Annotated in this window: 26 protein-coding genes; 9 read left to right on the forward strand and 17 right to left on the reverse strand. The window is 52.3% G+C overall.

From position 1 onward, the window contains the following. Window positions 1–58: 58 nt before the first annotated feature. The 4 genes from KGP21_RS21750 (at window position 59) to KGP21_RS21765 (ending at window position 2,381) form a co-directional block, all read left to right on the forward strand. A complete protein-coding gene (locus tag KGP21_RS21750) occupies window positions 59–628 on the forward strand; it encodes a tyrosine-type DNA invertase (protein ID WP_218518999.1) in 570 nt (189 codons plus the stop codon). A 155-nt stretch (window positions 629–783) separates the two neighbouring features. Further along, window positions 784–1,422, forward strand: a complete 639-nt coding sequence (locus tag KGP21_RS21755) for a LysE family transporter (protein WP_223536299.1) — start codon at window positions 784–786, stop codon at window positions 1,420–1,422. A gap of 121 nt (window positions 1,423–1,543) precedes the next feature. Beyond that, window positions 1,544–1,846: a helix-turn-helix transcriptional regulator gene (locus KGP21_RS21760; RefSeq protein WP_179249280.1), complete on the forward strand. Its 303-nt coding sequence runs from the start codon at window positions 1,544–1,546 to the stop codon at window positions 1,844–1,846. 7 nt (window positions 1,847–1,853) lie between these two features. Further along, the gene (locus KGP21_RS21765; RefSeq protein WP_223536302.1) at window positions 1,854–2,381 is read left to right on the forward strand and encodes a rhodanese family protein; all 528 of its coding nucleotides are present in this window, start codon (window positions 1,854–1,856) and stop codon (window positions 2,379–2,381) included. Window positions 2,382–2,421: 40 nt separating this feature from the next. On the opposite strand, the gene KGP21_RS21770 is transcribed toward KGP21_RS21765, so the two are convergent. Next, the gene (locus KGP21_RS21770; RefSeq protein WP_094982623.1) at window positions 2,422–2,883 is read right to left on the reverse strand and encodes a GNAT family N-acetyltransferase; all 462 of its coding nucleotides are present in this window, start codon (window positions 2,881–2,883) and stop codon (window positions 2,422–2,424) included. 122 nt (window positions 2,884–3,005) lie between these two features. On the opposite strand from KGP21_RS21770, the gene KGP21_RS21775 reads away from it, so the two are divergent. Next, a complete protein-coding gene (locus KGP21_RS21775) occupies window positions 3,006–3,743 on the forward strand; it encodes a bifunctional 2-polyprenyl-6-hydroxyphenol methylase/3-demethylubiquinol 3-O-methyltransferase UbiG (RefSeq protein ID WP_223536305.1) in 738 nt (245 codons plus the stop codon). A 136-nt stretch (window positions 3,744–3,879) separates the two neighbouring features. Here the strand turns inward: KGP21_RS21775 and KGP21_RS21780 are convergent, their stop codons facing one another. From KGP21_RS21780 to KGP21_RS21840, 13 genes are all read right to left on the reverse strand, one after another. Then, entirely contained in the window at window positions 3,880–5,790 is a 1,911-nt protein-coding gene (locus KGP21_RS21780) for a hypothetical protein (protein ID WP_223536308.1), read from the reverse strand. 42 nt (window positions 5,791–5,832) lie between these two features. Beyond that, on the reverse strand, window positions 5,833–11,574 hold the full coding sequence (locus KGP21_RS21785) for a DUF1983 domain-containing protein (protein ID WP_223536310.1): 5,742 nt from the start codon (window positions 11,572–11,574) through the stop codon (window positions 5,833–5,835). Window positions 11,575–11,633: 59 nt separating this feature from the next. Continuing rightward, entirely contained in the window at window positions 11,634–12,257 is a 624-nt protein-coding gene (locus tag KGP21_RS21790; protein ID WP_223536312.1) for a tail assembly protein, read from the reverse strand. After that, a complete protein-coding gene (locus tag KGP21_RS21795; protein WP_179247093.1) occupies window positions 12,254–12,964 on the reverse strand; it encodes a C40 family peptidase in 711 nt (236 codons plus the stop codon). The genes KGP21_RS21790 and KGP21_RS21795 overlap by 4 nt, the downstream gene beginning before the upstream one ends. 2 nt (window positions 12,965–12,966) lie before the next feature. Beyond that, complete coding sequence (locus KGP21_RS21800; protein ID WP_115160038.1) at window positions 12,967–13,719, reverse strand: phage minor tail protein L; 753 nt, start codon at window positions 13,717–13,719, stop codon at window positions 12,967–12,969. An 8-nt stretch (window positions 13,720–13,727) separates the two neighbouring features. Then, window positions 13,728–14,069: a phage tail protein gene (locus tag KGP21_RS21805; RefSeq protein ID WP_024486957.1), complete on the reverse strand. Its 342-nt coding sequence runs from the start codon at window positions 14,067–14,069 to the stop codon at window positions 13,728–13,730. 119 nt (window positions 14,070–14,188) lie between these two features. Further along, window positions 14,189–16,858, reverse strand: a complete 2,670-nt coding sequence (locus tag KGP21_RS21810) for a phage tail tape measure protein (protein WP_223536314.1) — start codon at window positions 16,856–16,858, stop codon at window positions 14,189–14,191. Window positions 16,859–16,915: 57 nt separating this feature from the next. Beyond that, entirely contained in the window at window positions 16,916–17,107 is a 192-nt protein-coding gene (locus tag KGP21_RS21815) for a DUF1799 domain-containing protein (protein WP_024530935.1), read from the reverse strand. Window positions 17,108–17,217: 110 nt separating this feature from the next. After that, window positions 17,218–17,568 (reverse strand): phage tail assembly chaperone, encoded by a 351-nt coding sequence (locus KGP21_RS21820; protein ID WP_029711939.1) that lies wholly within the window; start codon window positions 17,566–17,568, stop codon window positions 17,218–17,220. Between the two features lie 74 nt (window positions 17,569–17,642). Further along, window positions 17,643–18,305, reverse strand: coding sequence for a phage tail protein (locus tag KGP21_RS21825; protein ID WP_021807643.1), 663 nt, complete (start codon window positions 18,303–18,305; stop codon window positions 17,643–17,645). A 105-nt stretch (window positions 18,306–18,410) separates the two neighbouring features. Further along, entirely contained in the window at window positions 18,411–18,815 is a 405-nt protein-coding gene (locus tag KGP21_RS21830) for a phage tail terminator-like protein (RefSeq protein ID WP_071683971.1), read from the reverse strand. 286 nt (window positions 18,816–19,101) lie between these two features. Next, entirely contained in the window at window positions 19,102–19,467 is a 366-nt protein-coding gene (locus KGP21_RS21835; protein WP_021807641.1) for an antiterminator Q family protein, read from the reverse strand. A 218-nt stretch (window positions 19,468–19,685) separates the two neighbouring features. Further along, window positions 19,686–20,165 (reverse strand): GNAT family N-acetyltransferase, encoded by a 480-nt coding sequence (locus KGP21_RS21840; RefSeq protein WP_209523724.1) that lies wholly within the window; start codon window positions 20,163–20,165, stop codon window positions 19,686–19,688. A 189-nt stretch (window positions 20,166–20,354) separates the two neighbouring features. Between KGP21_RS21840 and KGP21_RS21845 the strand changes: the two genes are divergently transcribed. Both KGP21_RS21845 and KGP21_RS21850 read left to right on the forward strand, forming a co-directional pair. Then, the gene (locus tag KGP21_RS21845; RefSeq protein WP_223536316.1) at window positions 20,355–20,537 is read left to right on the forward strand and encodes a YodC family protein; all 183 of its coding nucleotides are present in this window, start codon (window positions 20,355–20,357) and stop codon (window positions 20,535–20,537) included. Window positions 20,538–20,642: 105 nt separating this feature from the next. Continuing rightward, a complete protein-coding gene (locus KGP21_RS21850) occupies window positions 20,643–21,056 on the forward strand; it encodes a DoxX family protein (RefSeq protein ID WP_021178944.1) in 414 nt (137 codons plus the stop codon). Between the two features lie 44 nt (window positions 21,057–21,100). On the opposite strand, the gene smrA is transcribed toward KGP21_RS21850, so the two are convergent. After that, the gene (smrA, locus tag KGP21_RS21855; RefSeq protein ID WP_037376550.1) at window positions 21,101–21,673 is read right to left on the reverse strand and encodes a DNA endonuclease SmrA; all 573 of its coding nucleotides are present in this window, start codon (window positions 21,671–21,673) and stop codon (window positions 21,101–21,103) included. 176 nt (window positions 21,674–21,849) lie between these two features. On the opposite strand from smrA, the gene KGP21_RS21860 reads away from it, so the two are divergent. After that, window positions 21,850–22,188: an MbeD/MobD family mobilization/exclusion protein gene (locus KGP21_RS21860; RefSeq protein WP_021178945.1), complete on the forward strand. Its 339-nt coding sequence runs from the start codon at window positions 21,850–21,852 to the stop codon at window positions 22,186–22,188. Window positions 22,189–22,234: 46 nt separating this feature from the next. After that, complete coding sequence (locus tag KGP21_RS21865) at window positions 22,235–22,681, forward strand: DUF1198 family protein (RefSeq protein WP_059201588.1); 447 nt, start codon at window positions 22,235–22,237, stop codon at window positions 22,679–22,681. A 27-nt stretch (window positions 22,682–22,708) separates the two neighbouring features. On the opposite strand, the gene KGP21_RS21870 is transcribed toward KGP21_RS21865, so the two are convergent. Then, window positions 22,709–23,047, reverse strand: coding sequence for a DUF2002 family protein (locus KGP21_RS21870; protein WP_021178947.1), 339 nt, complete (start codon window positions 23,045–23,047; stop codon window positions 22,709–22,711). Between the two features lie 103 nt (window positions 23,048–23,150). After that, window positions 23,151–24,155, reverse strand: a complete 1,005-nt coding sequence (locus KGP21_RS21875) for an AraC family transcriptional regulator (RefSeq protein ID WP_223536318.1) — start codon at window positions 24,153–24,155, stop codon at window positions 23,151–23,153. Window positions 24,156–24,184: the final 29 nt, after the last annotated feature.

Consider the following 24,184-nt stretch of genomic DNA (forward strand, 5'->3'; position numbering starts at 1 on the left):
GTAGATTCTGTCTCACGCCTTAACGAGGCATTCAGAATACCTTACTGGGAATAAACAAATGACACAGAGAAAATACCTGCTGGCAAGTGAAGTAGAAGCCATGATTAATGCCGTGCCTCAGGGGCTGAATTATCATCGCGATCGCTGCTTGATTATGATGTGTTATTTTCATGGTTTAAGGGCCAGTGAATTATGTCACCTTAAGCTGTCTGATATTCAGGATGAGTATATTTATATCTCCCGCCTGAAAAGTGGGTTATCCACCACACACCCTTTACAGAAATGTGAACTGGAAGCCCTGGCCTTATGGTTGGAAAAGCGTCAAGGCTGGCTCAATAACGACACGCCTTGGTTATTTTTGTCCCAACATGGCAACCCACTCTCCCGCCAGCAATTCTATGAATTGATTAAGAAGTACGGCATTGCCGCCAAGCTAAACGTTAAGGCCCACCCACATATGTTGCGCCATGCCTGTGGCTACTCCCTGGCAGATAAGGGGAAAGATACGCGACTGATCCAGGATTACCTGGGGCACCGTAATATCCAGCATACCGTGCTGTATACGGCAACCAATATGGCGCGCTTTAACAGTATTACCTTTGACGTTGAGCAGCAAGCGGCTTTGTAATCGATTTTATTCCGCAATGGAATAGACAATAGTTTAAGACGCAAAGTAAATAATCAAACTTCTTACCCAGTCTATCAACCCTGGTGGACAAGTGCCGCCAAAAATCATTCAGCAGGATATAAAAATGATATATCTAGTTTCCGATGATAGCCGAGATGGATCCACTAAATGCAATCACCCTGACGATCGGCCTGTTTGTGTTAACGTTTTTCAATCCTGGCGCCAACCTGTTCGTCGTGGTGCAAACCAGCCTGGCTTCCGGCAGCCGAGCAGGCATGCTCACCGGGCTTGGCGTAGCGCTGGGTGACGCCCTTTATTCCGGGCTGGGCCTGTTTGGCATGGCAACGTTGATCACCCAATGCGAGGGGGTCTTCTCGTTCCTCAAGGTCATCGGCGGGTTATATCTTCTATGGTTTGCCTATAAGAGTATCAATAAGCAGGCAACGCCACACTCTCCTGCGATGCAACAACCGCTCAGTGCGCCTTGGTATGTCTTCTTCCACCGTGGCCTGATCACCGACCTCTCTAATCCGCAGACGGTGCTGTTTTTCATCAGCATCTTCTCCGTAACCCTGAGCGCCAATACGCCCACCTGGGCCAAACTGAGTGCCTGGCTGGGAATAGTGCTCAGTTCGGTTATCTGGCGCGTTTTTCTCAGCCAGGCATTTTCCTTGCCAGCAGTACGGCGCACCTATGCCAGCATGCAACGGGTAGCCAGCCGAGCGATCGGTGTGGTGATTGGGACTTTCGCCATTAAGTTGATTTACGAAGGCTTCACGCGCCGCTCCCTATAGCCGGTATATATCGTTGTGAATGAACCCAAGTTTGGCCTTTGTCTGACGCTTGAAAAAACACGTGCATTTTCCCGTCAATTACTTTAGCATTTACTAAATTTAGCAAATACTAAAATGATTAATGACTGACGAAAACGCCTCACTACTTGCCAGCGCCAATGCCGCCGCGACGTTGCTCAAAGCCATGAGCAACCCCCGCCGCCTGTTGATCCTTTGTATGTTGGTGGACGCGCCAGGCACCAGTGCCGGTGAGCTGGCGCTAGCTACCGGGCTTAGTCCATCAGCGACCTCACAGCATCTGGCCAAGATGCGCGAGGAAGGGCTGATTGAAAGCACCCGCGATCGGCAGCGCATCAACTACTCAATTAAAAATAACGCCGTGCAGCAGGTCATCAGCACGCTAAAAGCCATCTATTGCCCCTGAGGACACCATGAACATAAAAACGATAACTGCCCAGCAAGCGCAAAAATTAATCATGCAGGGAGCACGGTTGCTGGATATTCGCGGAAAGGATGAGTATGCCCACGAGCATATTGCCCAAGCCAGCTTGCTGTCGCTGACTGATATTGAGAAAGGTGGCAAACCGCAGGCCGTTAGTGAACAGGATGTGGTGATTTTTCACTGTCAGTCTGGCCGCCGTACGGCAGAAAACGCAGCGCTATTGGCAGGGGCCGCAACGCCTGCCAAGGTTTATCTGCTTGAAGGCGGTATCAACGGCTGGAAGCAACAGGGATTGGCTGTCATCAAGGGTAACAACCAGCCACTCCCCCTCATGCGACAGGTGCAGATTGCTGCTGGCTTCCTTATTCTGGCTGGGACAATCTTGGGGTATGTAATCTCTCCCCTGTTCTTCCTGTTGTCCGGCTTTGTCGGTGCTGGATTGCTATTTGCCGGTATCAGCGGATTTTGCGGCATGGCAACGCTGTTGGCCAAAATGCCTTGGAACCAGCCAAAATAGCGAGATGCCCAACCTTAGGGGCGCCGCTGCGCCCCCAACATCAAGGCGAGGCAAGATCCAATGAGTAGACTCGTGACGACTCACCCCACGGGTGATAACCAAGCCCATCAAAGCTGAACCCCAATTTCTCGTAATAACCCACATGGTCGGTACACAGATGCAAACGGGGAAATCCCAGTTCGCCTGCGGCCTTGGCTACGTGATTGACCAACAATGCGCCGCATCCCTGCCCGCGATACTGTTCATCGACGTACAATGCACATAGCCACGGATACAGCTCCATACGGCTGATAAAGTCATTGGTAATCAAACCCGCGCAACCCACAACGGTTTCCCCATCCAGCAACAAATACCACTGCGGCAGCGGGTTTACCGCATCGATACAATGGGTTATCGAGTCTTGATACAGCATCATGGTCTCTGGCGATGCCCACTGACGCTGGAAATAATCGATAGCCACATCGCGATAGGCTGGCTCCTGACGCACCGAAATAATATTCACCCAAGCTCCTGATTTATTCTGTGGTCGCTACATTATGCCCTATTTTTGTTGGCAGTCAGTTGCTGAACGAATACCATTAATGCGCCGCGCTGTTATGCGGTTTATTTAATACAGGAGACGTTATGTCGCAAAATATCTATGACAATCAAACCTTCTTCGACGGCTATGCACAGCTCAGCCGTTCGGTACAGGGTTTAGATGGCGCGCCGGAATGGTCAACCATCCGCAGCATTCTGCCCGATTTGCAGGGCAAAAAGGTGGTCGATCTTGGCTGTGGTTACGGTTGGTTCTGCCGCAGCGCTCGTGAGCAAGGCGCAGCCCAGGTACTGGGAATGGATCTTTCAGAGAAGATGTTGGGCAAGGCAAAAGAGATGACCAAAGATCCGGCGATTGAATACCGTCAGCAGGATCTGGAGGCGTTACAGCTCCCAGCAGCCAGCTTTGATTTGGTCTATAGCTCGCTAACGCTGCACTATATCGAAGACCTCGGCAAGCTGTTCGCAACCGTTTATCAGACATTGGTGAATGGTGGGGAGTTTATTTTTACCGCCGAGCACCCGATTTATACTGCGCCAAAGCATCAGGGCTGGTTAGTGGATGAGGCAGGGCAAAAATCCTGGCCAATCAATGGCTATCAGCAAGAAGGACAGCGTATTTCCAACTGGCTGGCGGAAGGAGTGATCAAGCAGCACCGTATGCTGAGCACCTATATCAATCTGTTGGTCCAGCAGGGATTCACCATCCGTTATCTTAACGAGTGGGGTCCTTCGGCTCAGCAAATCGCCGACAACCCGGCACTGGATGAAGAAAAAGAACGTCCGATGATCTTTATCCTGGCGGTACAAAAACCCGCTGCGTAATGGCTATTCGCTTTATTAAATATCGTTAAAACATCCAATATTGGGGAGGCTGCCTCCCCCCAATACTTTCCAGGCTTATTCACAGCGAACGGTTCTGGGCAACTTCAGGACAACACCGTTTCACTGTCGGTACAACTTACTCGCTCGCCATTTCGCCTTCGTGGCTTTCCGGTTCTGGCTCGCTCTGAACTTCCTCAACCGGCGGCATTTCCAAACGCAGATCGATCCAGCGCCCTTCAGGAATATCCATCGGCTCCCCTGCAACGATTGCTGCGGTATCAATATCAAAGCGGCGTTTGCTGACCTTGACCGTGATAGTACCGTCTTCGGCCGCTTCGGTGGCGACGAAGCATAGGCGGTTACCGTTGACGTCTTGTGGGACTTCGATATTCCAGCCTTCCAGCGCGAAACCTAGCGAACCCGTCACTTTGTATACGCCAACCGAGAGTCGCTCAGCGGTAACGCCCGCAGCCTCGCCATTTACCGCCGCCAGCCCGGACAGGGTAAAGCCATCCAGATATTCGTCGGGCATTTTCTCTAGGTTGCTGGAGAGACGGGCGATAGGTGAGGCTTTCTTAATGAAACCATTTGAATCAACCGTAGTATTGCCACTATGCCATGCGGAAACAAAGTCTAATGTTCCATTGGAACGTGTCCAACCGGCATGTAGCTTTATTGCCCCTGGTGTAGCTCCATGAGATGTATAGATATGCCCTGAGTAAGCCCCGGAAATAGAAGCCGTCATCCCAACCATTGCGGAACCACCTGCTGGTGCACCATTTTGGCCTTCCACTGCACGATGTATACCGGAAGGTGATGAGTTTCTAGTAAAATCAAAAACCTCTGAACTATTTGTGACACCCAAACCGAAGTCGCCAACTTTAATTACAGCTTTATCCCCAACATATAAATTATTTAAAACATGTGCAGTACCTGAACGAGAGTTAACAAAGAATACAGGCTTACCTCGTTCAACCCCCGGACCTAATATCTCATTTCCACAAGTGGGAATAATCGAAAAACCAAACCAAGTACCAATTGTAAAATTATTTGGTCGATCGAAGCTTGCTGTATCATGCCCTCTAAATATAACCGGAAGATTGGAAACGTCAGGAACATCTGTAGGTTGAGAGTGAATTGAATTAAATGTTAAAGTTCGTGGGACGTTAAGCTGACCATCCGCTTTACCAATTAGGCTATGCGAAGCACCTCCCCATCGAATCGTCATTTGTCCTGTTGATGTGTCGCTATAAACCGCACCTTTTTCTATCCCTGCAGCATCTCTAAATCGAAGCAATAGGTTAGGGGTAGTACTTCCGGACTGCATAATTTGATCACCAGTTGAGTTAACTCCCCCTGCAGTTGTCAAATATCCTGCTGCGCTAATTCTTGCCGATAGGTCCGCAGTTGTGCCATTTGAGCTCCAAAAGTTCCATCCTCCCTGGAAGGCACCTTTGTGAGTGATAAAGTCTGTCGCACCAGTAAGGCCATCATCAGCCGATGTTTTTCTATTCCATGAAACCCAAGCCCCTTGTGAAGCTGGTATAAAACCAGTTGCATTTGAAGATGTAGATAATCGAACGGGTTTAGAAAATAACACCGAACTCGCAATACTCTGGTCAAGAGTCGATGACCTAGAAACATAATCAGTTTGGATCTTCGCTAATGTTGGCACAGTTAGCTTTGTACCATCATCCTTGGTAAAGATCATATCCCCAGAGCCAGTGAACCAACTCACCGTATCATTGCGGCTGCCTTGGAAGAAGGTCAGCATTGCCGCAAAGCGAGCGGAGAATTGGCTGATGTCACCTTCATAGGTAGTGATAATAGCGTAACTCTGCCCGCTGGCCGTTGAACCGGCATAGTTGCTATTCAGGGTCAGTGAGGTATTGCTATTAACCTGTTTAACTTCATACAACTTATTATCCGGGGCCAGTAAAATCATACCTGGCATTACACCAAACTTGGCATCGGCCCAAGCGGTGCCGGTACCCGTCACGGTGGCGTTATTAGCGATTAAATTGATAGTGCCTGTTTTGTACCACATAGATTCTTACTCCAAAAAATGAAAAACCACTCGCGGCGGTTTTTAGTTAGTAATGTTATTAAAAATAATATTCTGTGTTGAGCGAGACAATATAATGGAGCATTGCAAGAAAACCCCCACCCAGTTTGCCTCGTATCCATTATTGAACACTCTCAATATCAACTGATTATCACTACTACCGGCTTTTATGGTTATGGGTATGCTGCTTATTATCTCAGGTAAATAGCCATTAGCACTATAGTCTCTATATGATTTAGCTATCACATTGCCATTTAATAACAAAGCAATTGAGCCATTGGCACCACCATACCCCCATACACTTGCTACATTCCCCGGAGCCACAGATACCCCTCGTTCTGGATAGTGACTTAATCCATTAGGTAGCAGCCCTTGTATTACACCTCTTTTCTCAAAGCTGGACGCCATTATAGTAACCAATGGAATATCAACATAAGACTCCCTATTAATGTGCCTAGAGATGTTAATCACGTTAGACATACTGTTGCTATCTACTAGATCGCCTATTATTTTATTGGCGTAAATAGTTCCCGAGAATGTTCCATTAGCCCCAGTGATATCGCCCCTAAAATATCCACCATCCGCATAGATATTTCCACGAACAGAAACCTGATTAAACTGAGCGTTACCGTCAGACTTATTGATAGCCCAGCCCTGCCTCCCATCAATGAAGTTATCAGAGCCTATCCACCCCGTTATTTTCGCGTTAGTAATCGTCCCATCAGCAATAAACGCCGAGTTAATAAACGTCTGGCCATTTTGCACGGCGAAGGGAACAGACACATTGCCTTCATCTTTGGTCACCAAGGCAAATCGATCGGCCCGCACCAGGAATTGCCGGTTACCGGCGTCATCCACCCCCAATGCCAAACCGGCAACGCTGCTTTCCCCCTTCTTACTGGTTTCAACTTTTACCGACCAGGTTGCAGAGACCTTGCCATCCAAGGTCGCCTGCGCAGAACTCACCTGCTGGACTGCCGCCTTGTTATCCCCCACCGCCGTATTCAATAACTTGATATCGTTAGCCGTTGCCGATTGGTTATCGGTCACAGTTTTCGACAGCGAAGTAATAGCCGAAGTATTGTCACCAGTAGCGGATTGCAAAGCGCCAATTTGCTGAGCCGTCGCGCTATTGCTATCGGTCAGCGTTTGGCTCAGGGCGGTAACCGAAGCCTCATTCGCCCCTGTTCGGCTGGTCAGGTCGTTAATCAGCTTGGCCTGGGCGCTGTCCGTATCCACCAGCACCTGCAGCTGCTGATTGAGTTGGGCATTGTTGTCCCCCACGGTGCCTGCTAGCGCTGTCACCTGCTGGGATAACGCCTTGTCTGCTTCCGCACGTACCGTCTGCTCCGTCATCAAGCGCGCATCAACATCACCAAAGCTTGCCCGTAATTCGGTGATCTGCTGCGCCTGGGCGCGCTGATCGTCCGCCATTACGTTCTGCTGGGTCTTGATCGATGCGGTGACCACGTCATTGCTGATAACGTCTTCCGCCTGCTTTAACGACTGTTCGATATCCGCCTTGGCAATGGCTTCAAGCGAGCTGCTAAGTGAAGCCTGCGAACCTGCCGAGTCAGTTTGTGCCTGCTTCAGCTCGCCGATCGCCGCGCTGTTTTCGCCAGAGGTCGCCGTTAATGAACCAATCTGCTCCGCCATGGCCGAGTCTTGATTGGCCAACGTCTGCAGCCGATCGTTGATGGCCGCCGTGTTTTGCCCAACGGTGGAATCCAGCGAACTCAATTGTCGAGATAACGCTTCATCCGCCGTGGTTCGCGCTTGCGATTCAGCGGCGATCGCCGCTTTATTTTCGCCACTGGCCGCCCCCAGGCCGCTAATTAACGACGCTTGAGCACTGCCACTATCCACCAGCGCCTGCAAACGCTGATCCACCTCGGCCTGATTACTGCCGACATCTGCGCTCAGATGGTCAAAGCGTTGTGACAACGCGCCGGTCTCGCTGGCCCTGGTGGTGATCTCCTGCTGTAACTGCGCAGACACGTCGCCAAAGTTCGCGTCCAGCTGCGTGATCTGCTGGGCCTGCGCCTGCTGCCGATCGGCGAAAACGGTTTGCGCCGTGGTTAACCGGGCGCTGCTCTCGTCCAGACGTTGAACATCGTTATCCTGCTTAAGCGCCTGTTCGATATTCGCCTTGGCCGTGGCCTCCAATGCCTGTTGCAGGCTGGCCGTGCTGCTTTCGGCTTCGGTTTGCGCGATGCCAAGGCGGGTGATGGCCGCCGTGTTTTCCTGGCCGGTAGCCTGGATCACGTCAACCCGTTGGCTCAGCGCACCGTCGGCATCGGCACGGGATTTCGCCTCTGCCTGGATAGCCGCAGTGTTACTGCCCGTGCTGGCTTCCAGGCCGGAAATCTGCTGGGCCTGAGCCGAGTCTGTCGCCGCCAGCGTTTTTAGCTGTTGGGTTACGTCAGCACGGTTTTCGCTAAACTCGGAAGTCAGCCCGCTGAGCTGCTGGCCCTGCGTTTTCTGCTGATCGGCCAGCGCTTCGGTTTTCTGCGTAACCTGCGAGTTAACCTTGTCCTGTTCCGTCTTGTTGCTGCCGATTGCCTTGGCGTTGGCAGAAACATTGGATTCCACCTTAGCCAAAGCAGAATCGGCATCGGCCTGCGCCTGCTCCAGCTTGATAATCAAACCCTGCTGATTATCCGCCGTGGCTTTCACCGAGCTGATATCCTTGGCTAACGCCCCATCGGCATCCACACGCGCCGCTTGCTCCTGCGCGATTTGTGCGGCGTTCCCTTCGGCCTTGGCAATCACCACGTCAAGTTTACTGGCCAGTTGCTGATCATCATCCTGCAATTGTGTGATCTGCGAAGCAACCTGAGCCATTGCCGCGTTGGTGCCACCGGTAAGGGCATCGACCTTGGCTTGCAGTTCGGCATCTGCTCGCGCCAAGCTGGCGCGGGTGCTGTCAATTTCCCCGCGTGCGTCCTTGATATCGCTATTCAGAACCTCCTGGGCCTGGGAGAGTTTTTGGCGGTTATGCTCGATGGTCAGGCTGTTTTCGATGGCGGCTTTGCCCAACTGCGTCAAATCCTGTTGCAGCACGTCGACAGCATTGCTCAGATCGGCATTCCGGCCCGCCAGCTCGGCGTTAACCTTGTTCAGCGCCGCTTGCAGGGTATCGACATCCCCTTGCAGCGCATCCCTGTTCGCCTCGATATCGGCCTGCGCCTGGGCGATCTTCTCGGCCAGATCCTGGACGTTCTGATCCGAAGGCAGGCTGTTGATCTTCTCCAACAGATCTTTGCCCAGTTCGGTCTCGGTAATGCTTTGCGCAATTTGCGCCAGCACCACGTCCGCACTGTCCGAAGCCATCCCGCGCACAAACTCGCTCCAGTCGGACTGGTTGCCGGTTTTGTCGGTAAAGGCCGCACGGAAATACAGCACCTGCCCGGCACGCAAACCTTGCATGTCATAGCGATGCTGCGGATAAGGCACATCGGCCAATAAGCGTTCGTCGGCGAAATCCGCCCGGCTGGCTACCATCAGGGTGGTTTTCAGGCCGTCGGCAGAGTTCTGGCCAAAGCCCCAGGCAAGCTGGATGCCAAACACCACATCCTGGGTTGCCGTCAGCGCAACAATCTTGGGCGGCGCACCCGCTTTTCCTGCCAGATAGCTCGGCTCGGCATGACCCCACTGCGAGGAAACGCCCACCGCATTCACCGCACGCACCCGTACGTCATAGTTACCGGCATAAATACCGTTAACATCAAACCCGAGTGAAGGCGTCGCCCCCACATTTACCCAGTTGCCATTATCTTTGCGCCACTGCGCTTCATAGGTCACCGCGCCTGCGACAGCCCGCCAGTGCACCCGCATTGAGGCAACGTTAATCCCCTGGCTGACGTAGTCGTAGCGCGAGATGGCGATATTCGCCGGAGCAGGCATTGCTCCTGGTGGCGTGACGGTGATTGGCGGCGCATCCAGGCGGATGCCGTTATCGATAAAGGCGTATTTATCCGGATCGTGCTCAACGGCGTTAATGGCGAAGGTGCCATCATCGTTGGACTGGACCGACACCACGCGGAACTGCTGGATCGCCAGGTTGTCGGAATCGAAACTCCAGACCGCTTCAGGCTCTGGTTGCTGGCGGAACGGGGCGGTCAGCGTCACCGTAAGCTTGTCTGCCGCGATACTGGCGATAGTGCGAGTTTGTGCCGTGCCGTCCGGCAGATTGACGATCAGGCGATCGCCTTTGCCAAACTCCACTTCACGGTCCAGCACCACCACGCGATCCTGCGCGGAATGGATGCGCCCGCCGTTGGTCTTGCCTGCCAGCATGGCATCCGCAATGCCGATGATCCGAGCTGGCAGCGGGATATTGCCGTCCAACCCGACGGTAAAGCTGACGGTACGATCTTTGGCGTTACTCAGGATCGCCCAGCGCCCACGGCGGTGAGCCTCGGTGCGCCGCGTGCAGCCAATGGCGGTGATTTCAGTCTGGTTAACGCCGTAGCGCTTCACCAGTTCGTTATCGTAAGCCGCTTCCACCGCGTCGGCATAATGGTTGGCCGGATCGCCCCATTTCACCAGCGCCGAGGTATAGCGATTCTTGTAAGAACCCGACGCATAGGCAAATTCACCGCCAATGACGTTGGCCCGCGAATAGACGAAATCCACATCACGTGGCATATCCGCATAGGCAAACAGCTGGTCGTTGCCCCAGTAGGTAATGCCGCGGAAGATGGCGGCGATATCACGCAATACGGTGTAGGCATCCTGCTGCGACTGGATATACACGTCGCACAGGAAACGCGGTTCTTTGCCCCCGCCCCCCAGACCATCATCAATCAGCTCATCGCAATACTGCGCGATGCTGTACAACCCCCATTTGTCGATCTCGGCGGCGGTCACCCGGTTGCCTAAGCCGTAATTCTTGTCCAGCGCGATATCGTAAAACACCCAGGCCGGGTTGTTGCTCCAGGCCCACTTAAAGCTGCCATCCCAATTGCCGCTGTAGGTTCGCGCCAGCGGATCATAGTTGGCCGGCACGCGGATGATTTTGCCCTTCGGCTTGAGCGTAATTTTCGGTACCGAGCTGAACTGCTGGGCATCGAACTCGATAAACAGCAAGGCGGTGTTGGGATAGCGGAACTTGGCGTCTACGATCTCGGTGTAGGTCTGGATCTGGGTCGTGTTTACCAGCTTGCTGCTGGTGGAGTCTGGGGTGATGCGCTTGATGCGCAGCGTCCAGCTGGTGGTTGCCTTAGGTAGATTAATCCGGTGATCGCGCTCGTACAGGCTGGTGGTTTTGCCCTTTAGCGTGCCGGTGACCACGGTTTGATAGGCTCCGCCGTCGGTGGAAAGCTCAATCAGATATTCTACCTGCGAACCGTTCATATCGCCGTTATCTTCCTGCTGGAACAGCGCAGGGAAGCCCATGCGTATGCGCAGCGCGTCGATATCGGTTCGGGTGAAGGTTTTGGTCCAGACGTTAGTGGTGGTCAGCTTGACGTTGACCGGCGTTTCAGACTCCACATCCGGCATGCCCTGGATATAATCCTGAGTCTGGGTGCCGTTACGTACCTCCCACTTCAGGCCGGTAAAGTTTTCACTGCCATCGGGGTTATGCACCGGGGTGCCGTCGAGCAGGATGCGGGTGCCGTCTAACTCACCGGCAATTTCCCCTTCAGACAGCGCCAGCAGGATTTTGATTTTAGCGTTGGACTGCAAATCATCGGGAGCTTCAACCGGCGTATGCGCCGATCCACCACCGCCCTTGCGCCCATGAATAAGTGTCTTTGTCATATCACGCCCATAAAAAAAGGCCGCGAGTGCGACCTAAAGAAAAATGCCCTAAAGGGGCGTTATTGCTGATTTTCGGCGTAAATACCGGCGGAAATCACCGCGCCACCGATTTCCCGCTCGCCGTACAGCACCGGCACTGGGTAGCCCTGCGCCGTGGTGTTGACCGGTGAGCCAAAGGCATAGGACGGTTTGTTTTCTACCGATTGGGAAGAGGACATGCCGAAGTTCGGCTGTGGCGTCATCAGTTGCGTTACACCGCCGAGTACCATCGATGTCCCCATCATTGTTAAACCGGTTACCACAGCACTTTTAGCCGCTAATGCCGTCCCCCAAGCTGCCATCGATCCACCAGCGGTAAAGAATGCCCCGACCAACGCCGCCACGCCGATGACAATCTGGAACATCCCGCCACTCTTACTCCCGGCAATCACCGGCATAATGCGGATATCGGCGTTGCCTTTGGAGGTAGCAAACTCGGCCAGGCCGATATTCTGCGAGCCATTGAAGAAGGCAAACTGCACGCCGTCCTTATGGGCATTCATCATAAAGCTCTCAAATCCGGGCAAGGTGATACACAGAGCCCGCAGCGCTTCGCGCGTATCCGCCACCACCAGCCGATGAGTTTTACCGAACTTTTTGCCCAGTTGGCCACCCAACCGGATCAGTCTTGTTGTTTGCATCATAGAAGCTCCTTTCGGCGGACTACGCGTACCGTCCGCTCCTGAAAATATCCGCTGTAGGGATAACGCTGGCTGAGCTGGCCGAACAGGTGATGCAGCATCACGCCGTCTCCCAGATAGATGCCCGCGTGGTTGGTGACCGGGGCTGAAACCTGCATCATGATCATGTCGCCCGCGCGCATCGGCCCCTGAAATTCTCGGAACCCTTCGGCGTACCAATGATCGTCATACAGGCGGGTTTTGCCGTCGATCCACCATTCATGTTCTACCGAGTAATCGTTCAGCGCGATGCCGTGTTCGTGGCGATAATAATCCCGGATCAATGACCAGCAGTCGGCATGCCCCAACAGCCAACTGCGCCCAACCAACGGGCGCTCACCGCGTGGCACAACTTCGGTGTAATCCCCTTCCGGCCACGAGACGATGCCCCAGACAATGCCCGAGTGATCGCACTGCAGGCGATCCATCTCCGAAGGGATCAACACGGGCACATCTGGGTGGCTGTGGATGATGCGAATGATCTCGCCTTGATCCTCCGCCTGCGCGTATTCCTGGGGGGAAATGACAAAGTTATCCAACGCGTTTTCCGCCACATTGCGGCACGGCAGATAACGCGCCTTACGCCCGTTCTGCACCACAAAACCGCAGGACTCATTGGGATACTCCGCTGCGGCATGCTCACAGATGGCCTGCATGATTTCAGCCTGCATCATTACCTCCCCAACAGGTTGGAGCCTGGGAACCCGCCAAAGGCCAGGGGTTGCGCATCACCAAAGCGTTTTTTGCAGGAGGACACCCGGCCACCACAGACGTCCAACGCCGGATCGTCGATCGGTTCATCGTCCTTATCAAAACAGGCTCCGCCGCTGTAATCGCAACCCCTGCCGCTGCGGTACCAACCCCGTATGCACCAGGTGCAAAGCCCGTGAATTTGCCGCGAGGGCAATTGTTGGCCTTGCAGATCGAACGGTGTGCAGAGCTGGAACTCCACCACGCTGTTGGTTTCGGTGCTTTTGCTGTCAATGTAGAAAACCTGCACTCGCTCCTGCGAAGCATCGGCAAGCGCGTTCCCCTCGGGGAAGTTGACCGCATCCAGGTATTTGGCAAAGGTGTCGTGTACCCGCACTTTCGCCTGCACCATGTCGTTGAAGGTCAGGCACAGTGAGGACACCAGATTGCTGAGGTTGGCGACGCTGAGCCTGGGCGTTGGTTGCGAACCATCGCTGGTTGCTGCCAGGCCGGTGATCTCGTAGGGATAGGCTTCATACTCGTTTCCCTGCCACCAGATCGATTTTGGTTTCAGCCGCTGGGCATCGTTGCCCGCCGCCGCGATCTCGGCCTGAGTGTGGGGAATATTGTGCGCATGAAAACGCATGATGGCCGCGCCAAAGGCGGTGCCATCAATTTCAATCAGCTGGATCAGTTCCCCAGGCACCAGCTTTTGCACTTGACTGTTAAATGACATGATTGCACCTATACGCCGAAGGCTTGTTCAAAGGCAAAACTCAACGCCTCCACATTGCGCGCAAGCGGTGTGACGGAAATTGAATCCGATTTGACGCGAAATAGCGCTTTCTTGCCGTTGGGCGGCGTCCAGAAAAAGGCGACGAGCACGTGTTGATTTAAAAAGGCCAGCATCGACTGGGTCACGGCCGGATGGCCAGTATAGGCCAATTGCCACTGCTGCACCGCCTGGTTCAACCCATTGCTGCTGACCTGTTTATAGCCGTCGCCGAACTGCGCACTTCTGACGTTATGGACAAAGTTACCGCTAGGCGAGGCCTGGGTTTGCCATTGAAAGGTATCGATAAGCATAAAAACTCCGAGCAGTAATAACCGTCAGTCGCTGGGCCAGACATTGCCCCCGATAAGGAGCGATTGGTCAGGCCTGATGCCAGGCTGCGGTTGTTACTATTGATGATTGATAAGAAGATTCAGCGGGCCGCTGAGGCATTCCAGATCAGGCCGCCCGGCTTTAGCTCTTTGCCCAAACGTTCGGTGATCGCCTGATTAACGATGCCCTGCACCAGCTTGCCCATGCCGTCACCGGCAGAGGAGCTATTGGCCGCATTCGCGGAGCCGTCATTGTTCATTACTACGGTGCTGTTGACCGTAATGCCGCCTCCCTGCTCTGCCGCCAGGCCGTACATCGGGGCTTTGTTGCCGCCCACCAGCCCCCCCTCCGCATAGCCGCGCATCATGGCGTAGAGATTGCCCACGCCGATCCGCTGGGTAGCTTCTTTGGTCATCACGAACTCGCCACGGTGTACCACGCCCGCCTGATCGTATTTGCCGCCGTCACCGGTATAGCCACCACTGGAATGTCCTGTTGCTGCAGCCGATGGGTTAATCCAACCCATTGCTTTTTGGATGACAAAAGCTACTAGCAGTTGGTTAATCACCTGGATAATCATTTTCAGGATTGAGGCGGTAAACTCTTGGAAGTTGGCTTTGCCAGTGGTCACCATGCTGGTAAGCATGTCTGATAAACCGCTAAAGGTCGCTTGGCCGATATTGGCCATTGAATCATATACATTGGTCGCAGAGTCCAGATATTCGTTCCAACCTTTTTGTGCTCCTAGCAGCCAATTCCCGCGTTTTTTATCATCATCAACATAGAATTGCTCCTGAGTATCTCTAGCTATATTGTATTTCTCTGCACCAGGTCCTGTAGCTTTATCGTCAATACCAAATTTTCCGCCCCCCTCAATGAAAGCATTTTTAAGTTGATTACGCTCATCAATGCGAGACTGCTCTCGTTTACTTAGCCCATACTTCTTCAACTCCTGTACAGAACGATTTTCCACCGTTCTCGTGTATTGCTCCATCTTAAGTTCTAATTCCAATCCTTGGCGTTTTTCCTGATTAAACTTTTCCTGCTGCTCAGTTTCAAGGATTGCCGTTTTTAGCGCTTCTTTACCCTTGAGAATGGATTGTTCTTGCAATGACAGACGGTTTTCCCCACGAAGACGATTTATTTCCCTATCCAGCATCGCTAGACGTTTCCCTCCTTCGGTAAGGCTGATAAGCTTATTATCCTGGATCATGAGCGCATGATTTTCATCATTCAATAAAGCCAACCGCTCTTGCTCTTGCTTGAGTATGTTCGCGGGCTGTTCGTCATAATACTTAGGAGAACTTATAGCTACTGGCGGTTTATTATCAGCATTGATCTGGTCAACCGCTTTTTTACGATCCTCATCACTCCAATCTTTCGGGGCTTTTGCGACCATCCGCCAAAGCTCAGTTAAGGCGGCGTTGCGTTTTTGTTGCCATGACTGATTTTTGGATAATACATCATTTTGATATTTTAGGGACGCCGTTCTGGCTTCATCAGCTTGCGTTGCATTATTAGTTGATTTCGTAACAACACCATTCAAATCTATAACTGTCTGTATTAATGCTATTTGCGCTTTTAAATCATTGATTCTAGCAAGTTGATTATATCTCCGTTGCTCATAATCATCTCCACCTAACCCTTCCCCAATCCTGCTGGTATAACCATATGAGACCGGTTTTTCTCGTTCAGGTAAAAGTGCCTTTTGTCGATTATCAAGCTCACTCTGTAATTCCGCAAGATTATTTTCCATTGATATTGGCCGCCCAACATCTAATAGCGAATCCCACATAGATTTTTTAGCATCATTTACAGCTTTAATCGCTCGCTCTATCAAGCCAAGATTATCTAAAATTTTTCTGCTACGTTGCCGCTCCGCCTCGCTGTACACTTTTGCAGCAGCCTCACCAGCTTCCTCCTTGTATCCTCGTTTCTCTAATGACGAAATATATTCGTACTGGGATGAGGTTAAATAATGCATCTGTTTATTTAACTCTACAGAACTTTTAGTCGGGCTGTCATAAAGTCTCTGGAAGTTACTGATGGTCACATCAACAGATTGGCCAGTTGCTTCCTGCATTGCAGCTGCAGTCTTAGCTACCGTTTCTAGTTGGCTTGCGTTGAATGAACCTGAACCAACTACCTGAGCAAGTATGCCTGCAGCAGTATGCTGTGTAATTCCATCACCCGAGATAGCTTTTGCCATTTCTTGTAACTGGGAAGATGATTTACCTGCGTAGTCGCCGGTGAGAATTAACTGTTTGTTAAACTCTTCGGCCTCTTTGGCACCTTGGTAATATGCGGTACCCAGTAATGCTGTAGTGCCCACAGCTACAGCAATCAGAGGTCCCATCCTTCCTAATGGAGCAAGTACTTTCTGCACCTGATCATAGGTATCTACTAGCTGTGAACCTTGGTCCAAAGCCTCTTTCCAACCAAAATCTCCAGAGGTAGAGCCAGAAATGGAAGCTGTATTCGAAGCTTGTCCCTGAATCCCTTCCAGCGCTTGCCGGTATTCTTCTATTGCTGCAGTGCTTCTTCTCAAGTTAACGATAAATGCATTGGTACTATCTCCTAGCTGAGACAGTTGTCTACCAATATTGCTATAACGGCTGATCTCCTGCATTCCGCTGCGTAACGTACGATTCAACATTTCGAATCGACTCGTTGCCACAGAAATGTTGCTTTGCAAATCAACCAGATCTCTATTAGCTCGCTGCAAATCACTGGCATTAACACGCAGCGTCATAGTTGTAATATCTGCCATGCCTTACTCCTGGCTATAACAATAAAGCCAGCTCAAGGCTGGCATCATCGCAGACGATTATTTTTGGTGGATCACCTTAAGCGCTGCGGTTTCCATAATTCGGATGTCATTTAACACGCTTGCTTCATCCTCCACGGCATAAACCCGCATTAACCAGGGAAGGCAATTGTAATCTAACCCCGTAATACCTCCCATACCGGTACGCCATTGGGTTGCCATCGCCTGAAAAAGTTGGAATGCAGGCTGCATATCCGGCCAAACATCGAGAACGGTTGTTTCATAGTCATCAGGAGATAGACCAAATGCGGCCAGTTCTTCACGGGGCGTTTCCGGCGAATAGAAGGCTTCAGCAAGCGCGATTAGTTTTTTTCTCGTACCGCCATCAGCTCTTTGGTATAAGCCGTAGCGATAGCATCAAAAGCACGTGGATAGTTGTCCAGCAAAGTGATTAGACTTTCCTGATTCAACTCATCGGGTAAAGTCCAAGTGGCGCAGATCTCACGTAAGAAGTCGGCCATCGGTAGATTGCTATAGTTGCCAGAGCTCAACTGCTCTTCGCTGGCCTCACGAAGCGCTTTCTCCAGTTTTTCCAATTCACTGCGCTTTTTGTGTTTGAAAGTAAACGTCAATACCCCATCACTGTCACCTGCGCGAGGAATGCTAACGTCGACTTTAAAGGTTGGATTCGGTGTCAGGTTAAATTCGGTCATGATTATCTCTCTATCGTTGAATAATTCGGCAAAAAAATCGAGCCCGAAAAATATCGGGCTCGCTGATGGACTGTTTAAGCAGTCACTTTGTAGAACGTCATATCGCAAGACTGCACCGCCAGCGCCACCTGTACGGTTTCAACCTGGTTAACCGCGGTGGTCGGTTGCGGATCAAACGCCGGTACCGCAGACCAGTAGCGCAGCTCCTTGGCTTTTGGCACATGCATGTAGAACGCCAGCGTGATGCCATTGCGATCGGCATCCTGCAGCAGGCTGTAGATCGGCTGAGAAGCATCGTGCGCAAAGGTAAAGGTCTGCGTTTTGGCCGCTTTAAAGGTGGCCAGGTTACGCTGACGATCGTCTTCCAGGAACTGCACCTGCACGTATTGCTGATCGCCGCCAGACTGCGCTACCTCGGTGATCTGAGGAATTTGCGTCCAGTTGGCGATCTTCTGCAAGGAGCCTTTGCCGCCACCGGCCGGGAAGAAGCTCACGTCGGTAGTATTGATGGCACCGATGGTGATGCTGGTATCCACTTGGGCAGTGATCTTGGCCACCAGGCTGTCGATCAGGCCCCAACCGGAGCGTACCATTACGATATCACCCACTTTCAGAGTGTGGCCGGTGGCCACGGTAAATACGGCGCCGTTAGCATTGCTGACTGCGGTAGTGACTACGCCTGGTGCTGTTGGCGCGCCAGCAAATACGGTGGCGCCATTTGGTAATGCAAAACCCATGGTAATTCTCCAATTTCAGATATAAAAAAACCGCCGGATGGCGGTATGCTTGGTTTACTTGCTGGAGAGTTTCCCCCCAGCGATGTTGACTACACTATTGTGGCATTAATACCCGGCCCAATAACCGATAGTCACCGGCAGGGTATATAATTCATCTTTGGCAATCGCTGGCAGGATATTGCCACCAGCGTTGACATAACAGTTAAAAGCATCGTCCGCCAGCACCAATCCCCTGGGGAATAATGAAATTATCTCTTCCGCCAGTTGATAGCCAGTTTTCGCGCCCGTCCCTTTCTTCATCACAATGTTAACCTGATAATTCCCGCTGTAGGTCTGCACCTCTTGGGAAATACCTAACGCCACCGCAGGCTCCGGAGCAATAAACGGTTCCAGATGAAGATCGTCATCCGCCGTAAACGTCACGTTTGCCAAGGTGTATTTAATACTGTTCTCTTCAGCCCAGGCCGTTAACCTGGACTCAAATAAATCATTAATACGCAAGGTGCTCATGGCGCCTCCTGGTTTAACCCTATTGATAAGAGTGCATCACCTTGGGTTAAACCAGTAATAGCACTCTAGCTGATATAATTCGTAGCGAGAAGTTTATTTTAAAAAATATTTTTACCAACTGCGAAACGCAATAACCACGCTATCAATTTACTAGATAAAACTCGTAGCGAATAGATTTTATTAATTTATTTTTCGCCATTAATTTAAAATAACAAAACCACCCCGCATTGCGGGGTAGTAATTACTTCAATTTAAAAATTTTTTAATTTTTATTATCGGTCATCGTTTATCTGTCCATTTCCAAACGAATATTCTGGCTGACCAGACAACCCTCGATAAAACTTTCTGCCACCTGCATCTGTTGCCTTACCCGGCCTTCCGAACATTTCCAGCCGCGAGCGATGGCGGACTTCGATTGCCCGTAAACGTAGTAACGCAAGATCAGTTCCAACTCCTCCGGCTGACGAAGGGCCTGCAGGTGAGCAACGGCGCGATCGACCACCAAGCCGTCCTCGTCACAGCAAGAGGCCTGCTGTTTGCTACTGCCCGGCAGCAACCCTTTAAAACCGGCGGCGATATGCGAATATCCCAGAGAAGAACTTTCCCGTGCCCACACGCCCCAGCGCCCCAAAACCTGTTGAATGTCCCGCATAAGACCTCCTTATTTTTATTGGCTCTAGTGTACCCAGACGAGGCAAAGCCGCCCATCGATGGGTGTTGTAGGAAACCTCACAGGACAAAGCAGGGGGAAAACCGAGCAGAAAACGAAGGTATTGGTGCAGCACTATGACGGGAGGATAGCGCCAGCGGTGGAAAAAAGCATTCAATCTTAACCTTCGGAGGAGATGCCTCCCGCGAAACGGGCGCAGATCAAGACATGGCAAACTGCTCGAGTACCTTGCCTTCCATACGATAGCGCACCCATTCATCTTGCGGAGCCGCACCAATGCTGAGATAGAAATCAATCGCTGGCTGATTCCAGTCCAGCACACTCCATTCCAGGCGTCCGCAACGGCGTTCGCAGGCAAGCTGAGCGATATGGCGCAGCAAGGCTTTGCCCGTTCCCGCCCCACGGCACTTGGGAGTGATATACAAATCTTCCAGATAGATGCCGTTTTTACCCAGCCAGGTCGAGTAGCTCATAAAGAACACCGCATAGCCTGCTGGCTCGCCGTTGACACTGCAAATCAGCGCCTCTGCGCAGGCGTTGGGGCCAAACAGGCTTTCCTCGATCTCTGCCTGGTTGGTACGCACCTCATCACGAGCCTTTTCGTACACGGCCAGCTCGATGATCATATCCAGAATTAGCTTGGCATCGGCTTTCACCGCCGGGCGAATTTCAATTGTCATGATGTTCCCTAAATAGAGTGATTTTCCTGCTTCCAGCATAATACTTAACCAATTCAGGCACAAACGGCAATTTATCGGGCATCTAAGCAGGCCCCCCCCTGCGTAAGGTGGCAGTTGAGGAATGTTTATAGAGGGATCCCTCCGGTCTCCTATACTCAGTTTTCCCCCTAACAGATCTGGAGAAACGATATGTCATTTAGCGTGGGTGATTTTGTGCAGCGTAAAACCGGTGGGCCAAAAATGACCGTTATCGAAGAGGATGGAGAGGCGCTGATATGCAGTTGGGTCGAACTGGGGGTAGAGCAACGCACCGAGGTGCAGGCCAACGAAGTGAACCCCTATCACGAAGACGGCGACTTCGGCGTCTGCTGATATTCCGTGAGCTCTCTCACGCCATCTCCCTAGATAAAATGTGAAGTTGATCTAGTATTTACCAGGTACAGCAACCTATTTTGGGTAGTGGTTAAGGGGTTCACAATGAGCGAAAGTGTAAAAGACGGCACCATTCTGTTGGCCAGAATTTTGCTGATGATCCTGTTTCTGATTTTCGGTTGGATGAAGCTGACCAACTTTGGTGCCACGGTCACGGCGATGGAGGGCTACGGTACGCCAATGCCTTACCTGGCCGCGGTTGTCGCCGTGGTGGTGGAGTTCATTTTCGGTATCTTCATCGTGCTGGGGGCCTTCACCCGGCCGATAGCCATCATTTATGCGCTTTATGTGCTGGGTACCGCCTTTATCGGCCACCCGTTCTGGCGTTTTAGCGGGGCAGAAATGATCGGCAACGAAATCAACTTCTTTAAAAACATCAGTATTATCGCCGGTCTGCTGCTGCTTGCCGTCACCGGTGCTGGCCGTTACTCTCTGGATTATAAGTGGTTTAAACGCTAGCTCTCCCCTGTGGCGGCGCTCCCCTGCGCCGCCATGCTCATACCTTAGCGGCTATGTTTGGCATGCCGTTCGAAGTTATCCGCCTTGGCAGCAGCAGACTTACGTAAGGTGACATAGCACGCCCCTTCACCACCGTCACGTGGCAGTGCCCGGCAAAACGCCTGCACCTGCTCAAACTGCCCCAGCCATTTGGCCAGGTAGCTGCGGATGATGTTCGGATGGCTTTGATCTGTCCGCCCACGGCCATGCACAATCAGCAACGAACGCAGGCTGTCTTTCTCCGCCTGGATGATAAAGCGGAACAGCGCCTGGCGGCAGTTCTCGACCGGCTGACGCAACAGGTTGAGGCTGACCTGTGGTGGATAGTGGCCGTGACGCAGCTTGTCTAGCACCCCTTGCTGAATACCTTCGCCCTTATATTCCAGCGGGGTATCGCAGGGAATAATGTCCAGAAAGCCGGTGCTGAGGAAGTTCTCCAACTGTAACGCCTGAGCTTCCCGGCGAGCACGTTTATCGACGGGATCCTGCGCCTTGAGGTACAGCGTGGATTGCCCCGCGGATAACGGCCTCACATCGGCCATCGCCTGGGCAAAAAAATCGTTCTCTTCGTTGCTCATTTCACATCACTCTCGGGAGATTTCACCCATTGGGGGCTATTGCTTTTAGTGAGAATGGCTTGATTGTAAGACGCCTTGCCAGGGTTGCAAGCAAGGAATTGACGGCAACGGGTGAGGTTGTGAGCGGTTTTCGTTATACTGCAGGCCATTATTGAGTGCCGCAAAGGATCCAACCCATGAATATGCGCGAGCTGGAAATCCAGTTTCAGAATGCAATGAATGAGTTACAAGCCAGCTTCGAACAGCAGCACCGTGAATGGCAACAAAGCTACCAGGCTCTGCAACAGCAACTGGCCGAAGCGCAACGGCGTGAAATCGCGCTGCGCATGCAGAATGAACAGTTGGTCAACAAACTAAGCACCGCCAGTTCGGTGCCGGAACAGCATGCCCTGGTCAAGCAGATCAAGATGCTGGGTGCCCATTTGGATGCGCTGGCACAAGATGCCGCCACCTTTAATCGCCATGTCCATAATAAACAACGGGCCGCAGACAATTTCAGCGGCGAGCAACACTGACAATTTCGGGCGCGGATGCTGCGCACCAAGACGGTAAAAATCATACATGACGTGGATCATCATCGCCGCCCTGATCGTAGTTTTCATTATTGGCTATCGTGTCCTGACCTCCGACACCCGCAAGGCGATAGATTCACTGGCGCATTTGCTGAAAGTAAAACCGATGCTGGTGGAGTCCATGCTGCAGGAAATGGGCAACCGCCACAGCCAAAGCTTTATCCGCATGTTGAACAACGGTTATACCGAAGAGATGCATCAGGCCGCCTATATGCTGTTTATCTACCTGACGTTTATCAAGCAGGCGGACGATGAGCAGATTGGCCTGTGGCGGGAAACGCTGCTGCGTGCCGGGCTGTCGCCGGAACTGCATGCCGAACACACCGAGGCGGCGCTGTTTTACTTTGCCGAACTGGATCTGGATGCGTTTGAACTGGCGCAGTTCCGCCGGGCCTACAACGAACGCTATAACCGGGAAGCATTGGGCAACTGGTGAAGCTTTCCCCCGCTTACGGGGGAGAGTTTAAAGGAACATGCTGTAGAGATAGCGCGAGAGCGCATCGCGGGAGCTGAAACCGTGAGGAATGCCGTAACGCGTGTTGGGCGTATCACCGCTTAAATCCAGGGGAAACTCAAGATACTGCTCGCTGTTACGCATCAACGAGGTAGGCGTGGCAAAATGGAGGCTCTTCTCTTTCAATGCCGGGTGGATCACCAACGCCATTCTGCCCATTCGCGCTTCCCGATTCACATACACGTAGTGCTCGCCCTTGCGAAAACCGTAGGTCTGATCGGTGACATAATCACGCTCAAAACCGGTACTCTCTAACACCTTAGCCACTTCATCCGGCCGTAAATACATCTATTTCTCCTCTCAGTTCTGGGTAGCTTTGCGACCTTACCGTAATCAGGAGATGAAACAATTAATTTATCCGTACTCATTCTGGTTTAGGAATAATCTGCAGCTATTGGCCCCCCGCCTGCTGTCTACGCCATTCGCTGGGGCTCATCCCCTGAACCCGCAGAAACTCACGGTTAAAGTTGGATTTGGTGCTGAAACCGGCCTCCAGCATAATCTCGGTCACCGGGCGATCGCTGCTGCTCAACCACTGCGCCGCTTGCTGAATGCGTAATTGATTCACGTATTGGGATACGTTCATCCCCGCTTGCTGGTTAATCGCCTGGGAGACCTTACGTGCCGGTATGCCCACCTTGCGTGCTAGCCGGGCTAGGTTCAGTGCCGGTTCCAGATAGAGATCGTCCTGGCGGAGCCGCTGGTTGATCAGTTCAAAGCAGTGCTCATCATCCTCTGTTAGCGCCTCGGTTTTCACTGGTGGCAAGGGCTGTTCTTCGGGTTCCTGCTGTTGGCGCTCACGGCCAAGCACCAGTCCGACTCCCAAGACCATCATCACATTGCCAAAAGCCGCCAGTGCGCCAGCATGCCTCCCGGCGAATAGCGAATAATCCAGGGTGATCGCCAACTCGGTCAGGCCGCAGACGATCAGCAGGCCGCCCAATCCGCACCATAAGCGATAGCTCAGCCAACTGTCCGCCAGCGCCACCTGCTGCAAGGCATTCTCACCGCGCCGCAGGTACAGCAAAATAGCCGCGCCATAACCGAGATAGCCAATAACGATCAGCCCATCCAGCGCCGCCAAGACGCGCCACTGCGCCAATAGCACCAATAGCGGGAACGTCAGATGCCCAACAATGCGCCAGCCCATCGGCCCACGGGCTTGCAGCATCAGCACCAGATAACACAAGGGCGGGATCAGGGCGGCCCCCAGCGGTTGTAAAATAGCGACCCAAGGTTGCTGATAGCCAAAACGGATCCCCACCAGCAGGCTTTGCCAGGCGCAGATCAACAGCAACAGCTGTAGCAGCCAACGGTGTGGCCGTGGCCAACCAAGGCGCACGATCAACCCCAGGCACAACAGGCTGAAGAGAAAAGACAGCGGGATAAGCGGCATGTTACCTCTGTGGTTATTCGGGAACGCCC

The organism is Serratia sp. JSRIV004 (assembly GCF_019968705.1).
GTDB classification, from domain to species: Bacteria; Pseudomonadota; Gammaproteobacteria; order Enterobacterales; family Enterobacteriaceae; genus Chania; species Chania fonticola_B.